Source organism: Roseicyclus sp., from assembly GCF_965662675.1.
GTDB lineage: Bacteria > Pseudomonadota > Alphaproteobacteria > Rhodobacterales > Rhodobacteraceae > Roseicyclus.
On the sequence record NZ_CBFIIK010000058.1, the window covers coordinates 1 to 15,547 of the forward strand.

Annotated in this window: 17 protein-coding genes; 9 read left to right on the forward strand and 8 right to left on the reverse strand. The window is 63.4% G+C overall.

Annotated elements, in window-relative coordinates:
• From ACTG4J_RS09725 to ACTG4J_RS09745, 5 genes are all read right to left on the reverse strand, one after another.
• Positions 1-292, reverse strand: a 292-nt coding sequence (locus tag ACTG4J_RS09725) for a DUF3035 domain-containing protein (protein WP_439139076.1), incomplete at its 3' end; no start/stop codon positions are given.
• Positions 293-337: 45 nt separating this feature from the next.
• Positions 338-838, reverse strand: coding sequence for a signal peptidase II (gene lspA, locus ACTG4J_RS09730; RefSeq protein ID WP_439139078.1), 501 nt, complete (start codon positions 836-838; stop codon positions 338-340).
• A gap of 61 nt (positions 839-899) precedes the next feature.
• A complete protein-coding gene (gene purH / locus ACTG4J_RS09735; RefSeq protein ID WP_439139079.1) occupies positions 900-2,483 on the reverse strand; it encodes a bifunctional phosphoribosylaminoimidazolecarboxamide formyltransferase/IMP cyclohydrolase in 1,584 nt (527 codons plus the stop codon).
• A gap of 16 nt (positions 2,484-2,499) precedes the next feature.
• On the reverse strand, positions 2,500-4,257 hold the full coding sequence (locus ACTG4J_RS09740; protein ID WP_439139081.1) for a heparinase II/III family protein: 1,758 nt from the start codon (positions 4,255-4,257) through the stop codon (positions 2,500-2,502).
• A gap of 58 nt (positions 4,258-4,315) precedes the next feature.
• Positions 4,316-5,566, reverse strand: coding sequence for an RsmB/NOP family class I SAM-dependent RNA methyltransferase (locus ACTG4J_RS09745; RefSeq protein WP_439139083.1), 1,251 nt, complete (start codon positions 5,564-5,566; stop codon positions 4,316-4,318).
• 80 nt (positions 5,567-5,646) lie between these two features.
• Between ACTG4J_RS09745 and ACTG4J_RS09750 the strand changes: the two genes are divergently transcribed.
• Complete coding sequence (locus ACTG4J_RS09750; RefSeq protein ID WP_422239544.1) at positions 5,647-5,838, forward strand: DUF1674 domain-containing protein; 192 nt, start codon at positions 5,647-5,649, stop codon at positions 5,836-5,838.
• Positions 5,839-5,847: 9 nt separating this feature from the next.
• On the opposite strand, the gene ACTG4J_RS09755 is transcribed toward ACTG4J_RS09750, so the two are convergent.
• Positions 5,848-6,222 (reverse strand): dihydrodipicolinate reductase, encoded by a 375-nt coding sequence (locus ACTG4J_RS09755; protein ID WP_439139085.1) that lies wholly within the window; start codon positions 6,220-6,222, stop codon positions 5,848-5,850.
• 74 nt (positions 6,223-6,296) lie between these two features.
• On the reverse strand, positions 6,297-7,109 hold the full coding sequence (dapB, locus tag ACTG4J_RS09760) for a 4-hydroxy-tetrahydrodipicolinate reductase (protein ID WP_439139086.1): 813 nt from the start codon (positions 7,107-7,109) through the stop codon (positions 6,297-6,299).
• A gap of 119 nt (positions 7,110-7,228) precedes the next feature.
• Between dapB and rbfA the strand changes: the two genes are divergently transcribed.
• From rbfA to ACTG4J_RS09790, 6 genes are all read left to right on the forward strand, one after another.
• Positions 7,229-7,645, forward strand: a complete 417-nt coding sequence (gene rbfA / locus ACTG4J_RS09765) for a 30S ribosome-binding factor RbfA (protein WP_439139088.1) — start codon at positions 7,229-7,231, stop codon at positions 7,643-7,645.
• Positions 7,642-8,397: a phosphodiester glycosidase family protein gene (locus tag ACTG4J_RS09770; RefSeq protein ID WP_439139090.1), complete on the forward strand. Its 756-nt coding sequence runs from the start codon at positions 7,642-7,644 to the stop codon at positions 8,395-8,397. The genes rbfA and ACTG4J_RS09770 overlap by 4 nt, the downstream gene beginning before the upstream one ends.
• Before the next feature lie 35 nt (positions 8,398-8,432).
• Positions 8,433-9,338: a tRNA pseudouridine(55) synthase TruB gene (gene truB, locus ACTG4J_RS09775; protein WP_439139092.1), complete on the forward strand. Its 906-nt coding sequence runs from the start codon at positions 8,433-8,435 to the stop codon at positions 9,336-9,338.
• 161 nt (positions 9,339-9,499) lie between these two features.
• On the forward strand, positions 9,500-9,781 hold the full coding sequence (locus ACTG4J_RS09780; RefSeq protein WP_439139093.1) for a PepSY domain-containing protein: 282 nt from the start codon (positions 9,500-9,502) through the stop codon (positions 9,779-9,781).
• Between the two features lie 80 nt (positions 9,782-9,861).
• Positions 9,862-10,386: a DUF1643 domain-containing protein gene (locus ACTG4J_RS09785; protein WP_439139095.1), complete on the forward strand. Its 525-nt coding sequence runs from the start codon at positions 9,862-9,864 to the stop codon at positions 10,384-10,386.
• Positions 10,373-11,266, forward strand: a complete 894-nt coding sequence (locus ACTG4J_RS09790; RefSeq protein ID WP_439139097.1) for an alpha/beta fold hydrolase — start codon at positions 10,373-10,375, stop codon at positions 11,264-11,266. The genes ACTG4J_RS09785 and ACTG4J_RS09790 overlap by 14 nt, the downstream gene beginning before the upstream one ends.
• A 122-nt stretch (positions 11,267-11,388) precedes the next feature.
• Here the strand turns inward: ACTG4J_RS09790 and ACTG4J_RS09795 are convergent, their stop codons facing one another.
• Positions 11,389-12,480, reverse strand: a complete 1,092-nt coding sequence (locus ACTG4J_RS09795) for a calcium-binding protein (protein WP_439139099.1) — start codon at positions 12,478-12,480, stop codon at positions 11,389-11,391.
• Between the two features lie 440 nt (positions 12,481-12,920).
• Between ACTG4J_RS09795 and rpsO the strand changes: the two genes are divergently transcribed.
• Positions 12,921-13,190, forward strand: a complete 270-nt coding sequence (gene rpsO, locus ACTG4J_RS09800) for a 30S ribosomal protein S15 (protein WP_422239535.1) — start codon at positions 12,921-12,923, stop codon at positions 13,188-13,190.
• Positions 13,191-13,451: 261 nt separating this feature from the next.
• Positions 13,452-15,547, forward strand: a 2,096-nt coding sequence (gene pnp, locus ACTG4J_RS09805; RefSeq protein ID WP_439139101.1) for a polyribonucleotide nucleotidyltransferase, incomplete at its 3' end; no start/stop codon positions are given.

The following is a 15,547-nucleotide window of genomic DNA, read 5'->3' on the forward strand; positions in this document are numbered from 1 at the left end:
CATATTGCGCGATATCGCCTGCCTGCCGCGTCCCACCGGAGGGGTCGCCACCCAACGCGCGGATCGCATCACCTTCGGGATCGGGATCGGTGCGATTGCTGCCGCCCGGCGTGGGCGGCGGCAAGGCGGCGAGGTCTTCGGGAATGACGATGGGATTGGTCGGCAGGATCGAGAATTCGTCGGGCCCGGCCTCGGTATTGCGGATATTCATAAGCCGCGGATCGCCACCGCCACATGCAACCAAGACGACAAGCGCGGCACAAAGCGTCAGGCTTGATAACAGGCGCGGCATGAAACGGTCCTTCGTCATCCTTGGGGCCGGGGTCTAGCCTAATTCTCAGGCCCCGTCACCGTCCAACTTCTCGTCATCTTCCATCTTGCTGTCATTGGCGAAGATCAGCAAGCCGAAGGCACCCGCGAAGATACCGATATCGGCGACATTGAAGGCGAAGGGGTTGTTGATCCCGCAGCACGACATGTTCAGGAAATCCGCGACCGCCCCGTAGATCACGCGGTCGATGGTGTTGCCCAAGGCGCCGCCGATGATCGCGCCCGCTGACAAAAGCGCGATGGGCCGGGTCAGTCCGTGGCGCGCCCACCAGACAAGCCATCCGCAAATGCCGAGCGCCACGGCGATCAAGATCCAGCGTGTCAGTTCTGGTCCGCCCGACATGAGCCCAAAGTTGATGCCCCGGTTCCAGCCCATCTTGAAGGTCAGAAATGGTGGCGCCACCTCGATGATACCGCGCTCGATCAGGCCCATCGCATGGACCACGATGTATTTCGACATTTGGTCGAGCGCGAACCAGATCACGGCGGAGATGGTCAAAAGCTTCATCGATCCTCGCAGCCCCTTGGTGTTCAGGGTGTGCCTTCCGGCGCACCTTCGCCTTGGTTCATCAATGCCGGAAATGGCGCATGCCCGTAAAGACCATCGCAAGCCCTGCGGCATCGGCGGCGGCGATCACCTCGTCGTCGCGCATCGACCCGCCGGGCTGGATGATCGCGGTCGCCCCCGCCTCGGCGGCGGCCATCAGACCGTCGGCAAAGGGGAAAAACGCGTCAGAGGCCACGACAGACCCCTTGGCGGGTGTCTCGGCCAAGCCAAGCTCGGCCCCCATGCGCCCGGCCTTGAGCGCCGCGATGGTGGAGCTGTCCACCCGGCTCATCTGACCCGCGCCGACACCGACCGTCGCGCCGTCCTTGACGTAGACGATGGCGTTCGACTTCACATGCTTGGCCACGGTCCATGCAAAGCGCAGATCGGCCATCTCGGCGGCACTGGGCGCGCGTTTGGTCATGACGCGCAGATCGGCCTCTGGGACGAAGCCGGTATCCTTGTCCTGCACCAACAGCCCGCCTGCGACCTGCTTATAGGCCAAAACAGGCACACGCGGATCGGGCAGCGCGCCGGTGGTCAGCAGGCGCAGGTTCTTTTTCGCGGCGAAAATGGCCCGCGCATCGGCATCGGCATCCGGCGCGATCACAACCTCGGTGAAGATTTTCACGATCTCTTCGGCCGTGGCGCCATCAAGCGCCATGTTCAGCGCCACGATCCCGCCAAAGGCACTGGTGCGGTCGCAGTCAAAGGCTTTTTGATAGGCCTCGGCCAAGCTTGCGCCGCGCGCCACGCCGCAGGGATTGGCGTGTTTGATGATCGCGCAAGCCGGCCCATCGGCGGGCGTGAATTCCGCGACCAGCTCAAAGGCGGCGTCGGTATCGTTGATATTATTATAGCTCAGTTCCTTGCCCTGATGTTGCTGGGCCGTCGCCACGCCGGGACGGCCCGAGCCATCGACATAAAAGGCCGCCGTCTGATGGGGGTTTTCGCCATAGCGCATGGTCTGTTTCAACACGCCCGCGAAAGCGCGCCGCCGTGGGGCCGCATCGCCATGAGCCCCCGCCATCCAAGTCGAGACCGCCGCATCATAAGCCGCGGTGCGCGCATAGGCGGTGCGCGCCATGCGCTCGCGAAAGGCAAGTCTGGTGCCGTCATGGGCGTCAAGCTCGGCCAGCACATCGGCGTAATCCTCGGTATCCACCACCACTGTGACGAAGGCATGGTTCTTGGCCGCCGCCCGGATCATCGCAGGCCCGCCGATATCGATATTCTCGATGCAATCATCGTAATCCGCCCCCGAGGCGACGGTCGCCTCGAACGGGTAGAGGTTCACCACCAACAGGTCGATCGCGCCGATCCCGTGTGTCTCCATCGCCGCCCTGTGCTCGGCATTGTCGCGCAAGGCCAAAAGCCCGCCATGCACCATCGGGTGCAGCGTCTTGACCCGGCCATCCATCATCTCGGGAAAGCCCGTCACCTCGGACACATCTTTGACCGGCAAACCCGCATCGCGCAGCGCGCGCGCCGTGCCGCCCGTCGACAAAAGCGCCACCCCGCGCCCTGCCAGCGCCGTGGCGAATGCGATCAGTCCGGTCTTGTCGGAAACGGAGATGAGCGCGCTGCGGATCGGCAGATGGGTCATACGGGAATAGTCCTTTTCAATCTTCTTGTGTGTCGTCGCCCGGCGCGGGCAAAAGCCCCACGGGGCGGGCCAGTGTCCAGCTGACCGCGCTGCCATATCCGCTCAGCGCGGCGGAGAGAACGATTTGTTTTGTCGCGCGTGGGCGCCCCCGCTCTTCATCGAGATATACCGAAGGCGCAAGACTCAGAACGGCATCGCCGACATGACGAAACACCCATGTTTCGCGATTGGGCAGTTGGATCGAGACCGCCGTACCGCCCATGTCGATCTTGGCCACGGCATCGGGGTGCAGGTGAAAGCGTACCGCAAAGCGTAGCCTGTCGTCATTGCTCAGCCGTGACTGAACCCGGTCGAGCGTCGCACGATCGGCGGCTGTCATCGCGGCCAGCCCATCTTCGCCGCGCAGCAAGCTGCCGTCATGGGCCAGTTGCAGCGAGCGCAGATGCACCAGCCCATGTGTCGCGCGCCAGCCATCATGGCTGAGCGCGATCGCCTCGGCGGTTTTCATCTCGGATTGCTGCACCTCGACGATCCGTGGGCCGGTCACGAAATCCTGCAGCGCAGGATCGGCGCGCGTCGCGCCGCGCGCCAATCGCGCACTGGCATAGCCGAGCAATGAAAGGGTGGAATGGTTTGCGCTCGCCCGCCCCGCGCGGTGCCATTGTGGGCCAAGGCCATGACCCGACCCCGCCGATACGATGACCGGCTCGCGCCCCGAGACCAGCTCGAATGCCAGTGTCGAGGCATGGGCCGTATGGCTGCCCGGCCCCAAAAGCGGCGGTGCCGCGTCGACGATCAACGACACGCGCCGCCCGCCCAATCTTGCATATCCCATCGCCAGGCCCTTGATCCGGCTGGGCCGTAGGTTGGAGCGGGCAAGCGCGCTGTCCAATTGCCCGGCCACCCCGCGCCCGCCCCCATGCATCCGCACCAAGCCACCATCGGCATGGCGCAGGCTGCGCAAGCTGGGCGCGATCCGTGCGATCGCGGTGTCGATCGCGGGATCGGCGGGTTTGCCCGTTTGCTTCAGCAGCGCGGCGACCCCGGTCAATCTTGTGAAAACATCCAGCAGTTCGGCGGGGTTGCGCGATACGATTGCGCCGCTTGCCTCGATATCTTCGGCGCAAGCCTGCGCCAAGGCGTTCAGCGCCGGTTTCAGCGCGCCCTGCATCCCGGCCAGCGACAACGCGGAATGGACCAGCGCCGCCAGCACCTCGAACCGCGCCAGCCCATGCGCGGCCCGTGGTGCGCGCATCTGCAAAAAACCGCCCTGTCGCCCGAGGGCTGCCAAGAGGCGTCGCCTGTCCTCGGGCGCGATGGCTTGCGTCACGAAGCGGGCATGCGCGATCATGGCGATCTGCCGTCGCGCGACAAGGTCAAGCGACCAGCCCGGCCCCCCGCCGCGCCCATAACGCGACAGCCAGTCGCCCAGCCAATCTTGCGCGGTGGCCAACCCCGCAGCATTGGGCAAAATGGCCAGATCATCGAGCCATGCAAAACCATGCAGCGCGTCGATGAAGGGGTCGGGGCCCGCGTCTATCTGCCAAGGCATGCGCCCATCCAGCGCGATGCTGTGACCCGCAAGGCGCAACTCGCCCGCCACCAAGCGCTGGCCTTGCTCCTCGGACCCGGTGAGTTCTGGAAAAGGCTCCCAGACAAAGCCCGTTACGCGCGGCCCGGTCATGCCAACGCGCCAGACCGCCAGCCTATCGGATAGGCGCATGCGCGTGCGCATGGGCTGTGTCATGGTGCTGAACTCTGGGCTGTCGGACATTGTGATGTGCTGCGCGCTCCGGGTCTTGGGCCAAGGATAGGGTCGGCGTCGGCGACTGTCACGCGCGGGTCATGACGGCGGCGTAAAACCCATCTATTCCGCCGAGATCGGCCCAGAAATCGGGACGCAGGCGCAGCCCGCCTTCGGGGCTTTGCCATGTGGGATCACCACCCAAGGCGACGACATCGGCGGGGATCACCCGCAGATCGGGGTGCCGTTTGAGCGCGGCGGTCACCTGAAACTCTCCTTCGACCGGCAAAAGCGAGCAGGTGCAAAAGACCAGCCGCCCGCCCGGCGCCAAAAGTGTCAGCGCATGATCAAGCAGTTGCATCTGCAGACGGGTCAACGGTTCCACCTCGGTCCAGCGTTTGGCATGGGCCAGATCGGGATGGCGGCGGATCGTGCCGCTGGCCGTACAGGGCGCATCGAGCAAGATCGCGTCATAAAGGCCGCCGGCATGGGCCAGCGCATCTTCGGTCACCAGCTTGGCCGCAAGCCCGGTACGGGCAAGATTTTCGGCCACCCGCCCCATGCGCGCCGCCGAGATGTCGAGCGCAGTCACATTCGCCCCCGCGGCGGCAAGCTGCATGGTCTTGCCACCGGGTGCCGCGCATAAATCAAGCACACGCGCCCCCGCGACATCGCCCAACAGGCGCACGGGCAAGGCGGCGGCGGCATCTTGCACCCAGAAATCGCCCTCCTCGTAGCCCGCAAGCGCGCTGATCTGCGTGCCGGGCGGCATGCGCAAGCTGCCCGTTGGCAACCGCAGGGCTTGCGGCAGGTCATGGGCGATGCCCGGTTTCATGGTCAAGTCGATGGGCGGCAGGGGAAGATGCGCGGCCTCGATCGCGCGCAAGACATCCGCGCCCCAGCGTTTCTTGATCGGCCCGCCGATCCAACCCGGAAGGCGTTGCGCGGGTTGTGCGGCGAAACGTTCCGGCCCCTCGATCGCCAATTTGCGCAGCACGGCGTTGATCATCCCTGCGCTGCGGGCGGTCGGTTTTTGCTGTTTGGCGATTGTCACGGCGCTATCGACCACGCCATGCGCATCTTCCCCGGTGATCAGCAATTCACAAGCGGCCAAGCGCAAGATCGCCAAGGCGGCGGGTTGCGGCTTGCGGTCAAGATAGGCGGCGAGGCAGGCATCGAGCGGTTCGAGATGGCGCAATGTCAGCGCGACAAGGCGGGCCGCGCGCGCCTGGTCGCCGGGTGCAAGACGCCCGTCGCCGGGCAGATGGGCCAGCATCCGCCGCTCGCGCAGCACCGCGTCGAGCGCGCGCAGCGCCGCTTGTCTTGCCCCATGGCTCATGCGTCTTTCCCTTGTTCCAGAGGATCAGGGGCGTATATCACCAATCAGCTAACGACAAGAATGTCCTTGGGATTTCGGATATGAGCGACGACACACAAGCCCGCGACATCTCGCATTTGCCGCCTGCCGCCCAACGCGCCTTGGCCGAGGCCGATGCCCGCCGCAAAGCGGCCAAGGAGGTTGCGCTACCGCCTGAGCTTGGCGGTCGTGACGGCCCCGAGCCCGTGCGCTACGGCGATTGGGAGAAAAAGGGAATCGCCATCGATTTCTGAGGCGCGGGCCTATTCCAGCGTCAGATCCGCGAACATGCCGGCCCCTTGGTCGGATGTGAAGCGCAGCGTCGCGCCGTTTTCCTGCACCAATTGGCAATTATACCCAAGATCGGTGTCGTTCCAGAACAGGTCGCGGCAAAAATAGCCGTTTTCCCAGCGCCACTGTCCGGTCACAGGCCCGCCAAAGGCGCGACCTTGGATCTGGCCCGATGGCGTGACTGTCAGCCGGATACCCAGCCTGCGCAATTCTCGCCCTTCGATAAGCGAAACAAAGCGCGTGTCGCTGTCGACCACGCGAAAGTTTTCGGCCTGCGCGGCGCGCGGCACGGCCGACATGGCAAGGCACAGCCCTGCGATCGCAAGGATCGTGAATTGGCGGATCATGATACGCTCTCGGATGCACGGTACATAAAGAGCGAGCTAGAAACCGAACGCGCAAATTCAAGCGATCGGCGGATTTATGCCAAGCCCAAGACATTCATCATGTCATAATGGCCCGGCCCCTTCCCTTGTCCCCACAGCGCCGCTTTGATCGCGCCGCGCGCAAAGATCGCCCGGTCGGTGGCCACATGGCGCAAGATGATCCGCTCGCCCGCGGCGGCAAAGATCACATCATGCTCGCCCACGATATCGCCGCCGCGGATGGCGGAGAAACCGATATCGCCGCGCCGCCGCGCCCCAGTAATCCCGTCGCGCCCGCTGTCGGTGACATCGCTCAGCGTCACACCGCGCCCCTTGGCCGCCGCCTCGCCCAACATCAGCGCCGTGCCCGAGGGGGCATCGACCTTGTGGCGATGATGCGCCTCGACGATCTCGATATCGAAATCCTCATCAAGCGCGCGCGCAATCTGTTGGGTCAACCGCGTCAGAAGGTTGACGCCAAGGCTCATGTTTCCGGCGCGCACGATCACGGCATGGCGCGCCGCCGCATCGAGGGCGGCGATATCGTTTTCGCCAAGCCCGGTTGTGCCGATCACATGCACACAGCGCGCCTGTGCGGTCAGTTGCGCATGGGCAAGGGTCGCGGCGGGTGCGGTGAAGTCGATCACGGCCTGCGCCTTCACGATCACCGCAAGCGGGTCGTCGGCCACGATCACGCCCAAGGGTGCGCGCCCCATCGCCTCGCCGAGGTCACGGCCGATCCAATCATGGCCGGGCCGCTCGGTCGCGCCCATCAGATGCGCCTTGTCGCTTGCTGCGATCGTTTCGGCCAGCATTTGCCCCATCCGCCCCGAGGCACCCATCACCGCGATCCCGACACTGTCGGCCATGTCACATCCCTCCGTTTGTCGTGGCCGCTGATAGCGGATTGATGCGCTTTGGCAAAGCCGTCGCTTGCGACAAGGCCCGCCATCCCATAAGTGCGGCAGGGAACAGAACAGGCGGTGGTATGGGAAAGAACCGGCATTCCGAGGGCGCAGGCCCCTCGCAGCGACAGCTTCGCGTGGGCGAGTTGATCCGGCGCACCTTGTCGGCCGTCTTGGCGCGTGGCGATGTGCATGACCCGGAACTCAACGCGATGTCGATCACCGTGGGCGAAGTGCGCACCTCGCCCGATCTGAAAATCGCGACCGTCTATGTCATGCCCTTGGGCGGGGCGCGGCGCGAGGATGCGATCCAAGCGCTCAAGCGAAACCGTGGCGAATTGCGCCGCGAGATCATGCGCGAGATGACATTGAAATACGCCCCCGATCTGCGTTTCGTCATCGATGAGACCTTTGACCGGATGGATGAAACACGCGCGCTGTTTGCCCGTGAAGATGTCATGCGCGATATCGAAGGGGGTGAGGCGGAGGGCGGCGAATGAAGCGCGCGCTTGCCATTATCGCCGCCTTGTGGCTGGCACCCGTCAGCGCGCTGGCTTGTGACCAAGTGAAATTTGACGGCGCAGCCTTCACCACCTGCCGGATCGATTTGCAGCACAGCGAACTGCGGCTGTTTTTGCGCGATGAGGCGGGCGCCATCTTTGGCGGCTTTGCACCCATCGACGCGGCTTTGGGCCCCGAGCAGCGCTTGGGAATGGCGATGAATGCGGGGATGTTTCACGAAAATCGTGCCCCCGTCGGCCTCTATATCGAGGATGGCGTCGAGGAGATGCGCCTCATCACCTCGGCGGGGCCGGGCAATTTCGGGCTTTTGCCCAATGGTGTGCTATGCCTGAACGATGGCCATGCGCGCATCATCGAAAGCCGTGCCTTCGCCGCCGCGCCGCCCCAATGCCGGGACGCCACGCAATCGGGGCCGATGCTGGTCATCGACGGGGCGCTGCATCCGCGCTTTCTGCCCGACAGCGATAGCCGGAATGTGCGCAATGGCGTGGGGGTCGATGCGACGGGTCAGATCGCGCATCTGGTGATTTCGGATGCGCCGATCAATTTTCACCATTTCGCGCGGTTTTTCCGCGATCATCTGGGCTTGTCGCAGGCGCTTTATTTCGATGGCCGCGTCTCGCGGCTATATGCGCCACAGATCGGGCGGGCCGATATCGGCCTGCCGGTTGGGCCAATCATCGGCACGGTCGTGGACGCGGTAGTTGACGGGGCCGCGTCGGGCGGTTAGCCCGCCGCTCTTTCCGCCGATCAAAGGAGCCGATCATGGGGCGCAATCGCAAGGGGCGTGAGGTTTCCGGCTGGCTTTTGGTCGACAAGCCGGCCGGCATCACTTCGACCAGCGTGGTCAACAAGATCCGCTGGGCCTTCGAGGCGAAGAAGGCAGGCCATGCCGGCACCCTCGATCCCGATGCCACAGGCATGCTGCCCGTCGCGCTGGGCGAGGCGACAAAGACCATCGCCTATCTGGGGGACGCGCTGAAAGGCTATGATTTCAGGACATGCTGGGGTTCGGCCACCACCACCGATGATGCGGCGGGTGCGGTGATCGCGACATCGCCACTGCGCCCGACCGAGGCCGCGATCCGCGCCGCACTGGCGCAATTCATCGGCGATATCCGGCAGGTGCCGCCACAGTTCTCGGCGGTGAAGGTCGATGGCGCGCGCGCCTATGACATCGCGCGCGGCGGTGAGGCCATGGCGTTGGAAGCGCGCGATCTGCATGTCGACGCGCTGGAGTTGGTGGCGATGCCCGATGCCGATCATGCCGATCTGCATTTCGTATGCGGTTCGGGCGGCTATGTCCGGTCGATTGCACGCGACCTTGGCGCGGCGCTTGGCTGTCTGGGCCATGTGCTGCATTTGCGCCGGACATGGGTCGGCCCCTTCGATATCGAGGATGCGGTAAGCATGGACCGGATCGAGGCATTGGCCCGCACCCCCGAGATCGACACGCTGCTCAAGCCTGTCGCCTTGGCCTTGGGCGATCTTCCGATGCTCTTGGCGACCGAGGCCGGGGCCGCGCGGCTGAAAAACGGCAATCCTGGCCAAGTGTTGCCGGGTGCGGCCGAGTATGGCGATCTGGTTTGGGTCAGTTTCGCCGGTCAGCCATTGGCGATTGGCCGCTTGCGTGCGGGCGAGGTGCATCCCGAACGGGTCTTTAACCTGTAGCGACGCCAAATCATGTCAGAACTGGGGCCATGCGTGACACAAAAAGCCCAGATCCGTCCATGATCCGAACATCTTGCAGCGATACCAAGGGTGGCAGTGAAACAGATTCGCCGCTGTCGGATGCCTTGTGTGCGTCATCAGCCGGCAAAAAGGAGATCAGAATGTTCCGCATCCTGCTTGCAAGTGCGTTGGCCCTTCCGGTGTTGGCCGGTGCGGCGAATGCGACCCCGCCCCAGACCAGCATGTTCTTGGGAAAAGATACGCTGACCATCAGCAAGGGTCTCGAATCATTGGGCTACGAGGTCGTTTCGATCGGCGTCGACGAATCCGGCGCAGAAGCCGAAGTCCGTAATGGCGAACACCTCTATGACGTCACTGTCGATATGGCCTCGGGGTTGATCATTCGTGTCGAATACGACGCTGATTTGGACGGCGACGTCTGATCGGCTGAACGCGACTGATACCCGCTTGCCGCGGGTGGATTGTGGTTTCCCCGGTGCTGCCATGACGGCATAAACGGGACATGATCACCCGGCACCACCTCAAGGGCGATGCGCACTCCGTTGCTGAATATTCGGATTGCGAACGCTATCGCTACACGCTGACGCGCGTCTGGAACCCAGCTGGGGGGCGGGCGCTTTTCGTGATGCTCAACCCTTCGACCGCGACCGAGGTGCAGAACGACCCGACGGTCGAACGCTGCGAAAGACGGGCACGGGCGCTGGGGTTCGGGGCGTTTCGCGTTCTCAACATCTTTGCCTTTCGTGCCACCGACCCGCGCGAGATGCGCCGGGCAGATGACCCGATCGGCCCGGAGAATGACGCCGCGATCTTGGCCGCGTTGCCTTGGGCAGATCGCGTCATCTGTGCTTGGGGCACGCATGGTGCGCATCTGGATCGCGGCGCGCATGTCGAAGCGATGCTGCGCGACGCGCGGGCGGCCTTGTTCCATCTTGGGCTCAGCCAAGGCGGCCACCCCAAGCATCCGCTCTACATCGGATATGCCGTTCAACCCCAAGCGTGGGAGGTCGACCATGTCGGGCATTGACGGCTTTGTGCAATCGCGCGTGGCCTGCACCGGCGTCACGCTCTCGGTGCATCGGGGCGGTGCGGGGCCTGCGTTGATCTTGCTGCACGGCTATCCGCAAAACCACATGGCGTGGCATCTTGTGGCCCCCCGCTTGGCACAGCGTTTCGATGTCATCATCCCCGATCTGCGCGGCTATGGCGATAGCGACGCGCCAGCCGATGATGCAGGGCACAGCGTCTATTCCAAGCGCGAGATGGCACGCGACATCGTGGGGCTGATGGACGCCTTTGATCTGCCGAGGGCGCATGTCTTGGGCCATGATCGGGGTGCGCGTGTCGCCTATCGCTTGGCGCTCGATCATCCGCAGCGTGTTGCGCGCCTTGGGATTATCGAGATCGTGCCGACGGCCGAATTCTGGCGCGCATGGGATCGCGAATTGGCGCTGAAAGCCTATCATTGGACATTTCTGGCCCAGCCCGCGCCCCTGCCTGAGATGCTGATCAATGCCGATGGTCCGGCCTATATCGATCGGACCTTGGCCAGTTGGTCGCGCAAGGGCGATCTGACGGCCTTCGCGCCCACCGCCTTGGCCAGCTATCGCGCCCAAGCCGCCGATCCCGCGCGGGTGGCTGCAATGTGCGCCGATTACCGTGCAGGCGCCGGGATCGACCGCGATCTTGACGAGGCCGACCGCGCGGCAGGGCGCAAGATCGCGGCGCCGTTGCATTTCATCTGGGCCGAGGCCGGGTTTCCGGCGCGCAATGGCGATCCCCTGGCCATCTGGCGCAGTTGGGCCGATCAGGTCAGCGGCGACTGCATCCGAGGCTGCGGTCATTTCGCGATGGAAGAAGCCCCCGACGCCGTGCTTGATCAAATGCTACCGCATTTCTTGGCCTAAAGCGTGTCGCGTTCTATCGCATTCATCGGGGCAGGCGAACGCATTGTGCTGTGCAAACGCTGGCTCGCCTGCCCCGATGAAGACGGCGGCTTGACCAAACGCGACGCGCTCCAAGCAGGCGATCAAGCTATTTCCGCAACGCTATCAAGGTCCAGAGGGCGCAAGGTGATCGCCGCCGGATCAAGCCCCTGTGCGCCCGTTACCGACAAGATCAATTCGCCGTTGAACAAGATGTCGGCCCCGCTGCCATCGGCGAAATCGGCCACGGTGATGAGCGGATCGGGGGTCGTATCGGGGTCGAACATCACCTCGATCACATCGTGTGACGGGTCGAAGTCGGTGACATGCCCTGCAACTGCGGCCATTTCGATGAAGCTGCCTGATATGAAGCTGTCCTGACCGGCACCGCCTGTCGCGATATCGTTCGCGCCGACGATGATCACATCGTCACCATCGCCGCCATCGAGCAGATCACCCTGATCCTCGTCATGCGGCCCAAAGATCGAATCGCCTGCGGCGAATGTGCCATCAAGCCGGTCATTACCCGCGCCGCCGGTCAGCGTATCGGCACCGAACCCACCTTGCAGATAGTCGTCGCCATCCCCGCCTGTAAGATGGTCATCGCCATCGCCGCCGAACAGCAGATCGCCGTCATCGCCGCCAGACAGCGTGTCGTTGCCATCCCCACCCACGAGGAAATCCGTGCCACCCTCGCCCGAGATGCTATCATCGCCTTCGTCGCCATAGACCTCGTCCGCGCCGCCTTGGCCGAGGATGGTATCGTCACCTTCATTGCCGAAAAGCGCGTCATCATCTTGCCCGCCTTCGATCATGTCCGCACCCGGTCCACCGGTGATCGCGTCATCGCCGCCGCCGCCCAAAAGGCTGTCCATTCCTTCACGCCCGCGCAGCACATCGTCGCCGGTGCCGCCATCGAGCAGGTCGTCGCCGGCATAACCGTCGAGCGTGTCATCGCCAGGACCGCCCGACAGCGTATCGTCGCCCATACCACCGGTCAGGCTGTCATCGCCATCACCGCCCGTCGCCGTCACGGGATCGGTGTCCTGCCGCAGCAGATCGGCCAACGACGCGGTCTGGCCGCCTTGTTCCGTTGTGGTGACATCATCGTGCTGTGGGGGTGTGTCATCGGCTAGCGGATCCGCAGGCTCGCTACCGTCCATGATCATACCACCCAGCGCGTAGCCCATCGCCATAAGGATAAGTAGTCCACCAGCCGCCAGCATCGTCCATACCTCGTTACGCAAACACTCGTGACATGTTGGCGCTTGCTGCGCCGAGGACCGTCTTCTGACATGGTCTTGTCGCGGCGATCAGACAGGCCACCCGTTGCGGTTGGCCGATGATTCGCTGCGGAACACCGGGGACCATGATGGCCCGAGCTTTCGAAAATCTGAACCCTATCGGGCAATCAGCCCCCAAATCACCCCTTCGATCGGTCGATTTTGTGGCTTTTTCGGCCCATCCATGGGGAGGTTTCGCCGCTTTCGCCGGAATTGGCGCAATCCCCCCCTTTCCAAGCGGACGCGCCCGGCCTATAGCCGCGCATCCACGCCATGATGGTGTGGACACACTCCACGGGCCCTGCTGGACGACATCCCGGCTTGCGCCATCACCCCTTGAACAGGAGACCCCGATGTCGATTACAGTCGAAGAAAAGCAGCGTTTGATGACCGAATTCGCGACCAAGGAAGGCGACACTGGTTCGCCCGAGGTGCAAGTCGCGATCCTGACCAGCCGCATCACCACGCTGACCGAGCATTTCAAGACCCACAAGAAGGACAACCACTCGCGTCGTGGCCTTCTGATGATGGTCGCCCAGCGCCGCAAGTTGCTGGACTACGTCAAGTCCAAGGACGAGGCGCGCTACACCGCGTTGATCGGCCGTTTGGGCATCCGCCGCTAAGGCGACCACGCCTGAGGTTTCTGGAATCGGCCCGCGCACATCCGTTGCGCGGGCCGTTTTCTTTTTGGCCCGCCCTGCACACGCTGTGCCGCGCCCTAATTCGCTTTCCAAATCAGATAAAACAGGCTATGGCGCGCGCATCTGAGACGTGACGCTTTGACCCCGGCGCATGGCATGATGAAGGGGTCGGCGGCAATGGGGCCGCCATAGGTATGGGAGACCCGGCAGGGGCCGGGAGAGCTCCCCGATAGGAAACGATATATGTTCAATATCACGACGAAAAGCATTCAGTGGGGCGAAGAGACGCTCACACTGGAAACGGGGCGTGTTGCACGCCAAGCCGATGGTTCGGTTATCGCCACATATGGCGAAACCTCCGTCATGGCCAATGTGACCTATGCACGGCAGATGAAGCCGGGGCAGGATTTCTTCCCGCTGACGGTCCATTACCAAGAGAAATACTATGCCGCGGGCAAAGTGCCGGGTGGTTTCTTCAAGCGCGAAGCGCGTCCGACCGAGAAAGAGACGCTGACCGCGCGCTTGATCGACCGTCCGATCCGCCCGCTCTTCGTGCCGGGCTTCAAAAACGAAGTCCTCGTCATGTGCACGGTTCTGAGCCATGACCTCGTCAACGACCCCGATGTGGTGGCAATGATCGCGGCATCGGCTGCGCTGACGATCTCGGGCGTGCCTTTCATGGGTCCGATCGCGGGTTGCCGCGTGGGCTTTGTGGATGGCGAATATGTGCTGAACCCGACTGTCGACGACATGCATAACCTGCGCAACAACCCCGAGCAGCGTCTCGATCTGGTTGTCGCAGGCACCAAGGATGCGGTCATGATGGTCGAGTCCGAGGCCTATGAGCTGACCGAGGATGAGATGCTGGGCGCGGTGAACTTCGCCCATGAGCAGATCCAGCCTGTCATCGACCTGATCGTCGCTTTGGCCGAAGATGCCGCTAAAGAGCCGTTCGATTTCGCAGCGCCCGATTACTCGGCGCTCTCCGATGTGGTCAAAAAGGCCGGCGAAGCGGCGATGCGCAAAGCGTATGCCATCACCGACAAGCAAGAGCGCGTCGCCGCTGTGGCCGCCGCGAAAGAGGCGATCAAGGCCAAGCTCAGCGAAGAGCAGCTTGCCGACCCTGATCTGGGTTCGGCGCTGAAAAAGCTCGAGTCGATGGTCATGCGTTCCGATGTGGTCAAGAATGGCCGCCGCATCGATGGCCGCGCGCTCGATGCGGTACGTGCGATCGATTGTCAGACAGGCGTGCTGCCCCGGACCCATGGCTCGGCGCTGTTCACGCGCGGCGAGACCCAAGGTCTGGTCGTGACCACGCTGGGCACCGGCGATGATGAACAGTTCATCGACGCGCTGCATGGCAACTTCAAATCGAACTTCTTGCTGCATTACAACTTCCCCCCCTATTCGGTGGGCGAGGTTGGCCGTGTGGGTTCGCCCGGCCGTCGTGAGATCGGCCATGGCAAGCTGGCATGGCGGGCGCTGCAGGCGGTTTTGCCCGCGGCAACCGATTTCCCCTACACGATCCGCGTCGTCTCCGAGATCACGGAATCGAACGGCTCCTCCTCGATGGCTTCGGTCTGTGGCGGGTCGCTGTCGATGATGGATGCGGGCGTGCCGCTGAAAGCACCCGTCGCCGGTGTGGCAATGGGCCTCGTGCTGGAAGATGACGGCTCCTACGGTATCTTGACCGATATTCTTGGCGACGAGGATCACCTCGGCGACATGGATTTCAAGGTCGCGGGCACCGAAGCCGGCATCACCTCCTTGCAGATGGACATCAAGGTCGCGGGCATCACCTCCGAGATCATGAAAACCGCATTGGCCCAAGCCAAGGCGGGCCGCCTGCACATCTTGGGCGAAATGGCCAAGTCGATGACGGCACCGGGCGAGTTCTCGATCCATGCACCGCGCATCGAGACGATGCAGATCCCGACCGACAAGATCCGTGAAGTGATCGGCTCGGGCGGTAAGGTGATCCGCGAGATCGTCGAACTGTCTGGCGCCAAGGTCGACATCAACGATGATGGTATCATCAAGATCGCAAGCCCGAATGCCGAAGCCATCCAAAAGGCCTATGACATGATCTATTCGATCGTGGCAGAGCCCGAAGTTGGCGGCGTCTACAAGGGCAAAGTCGTGAAGATCGTCGATTTCGGCGCCTTCGTGAACTTCTTCGGCAAGCGCGACGGTCTGGTCCATGTGTCCCAGATCGAAAGCCGCCGCCTGAACCACCCCTCGGACGTCCTGAAAGAGGGCCAAGAGGTTTGGGTCAAGCTCTTGGGCTTCGACGATCGCGGCAAGGTGCGTCTGGCCATGAAGATGGTCGATCAGGCCAC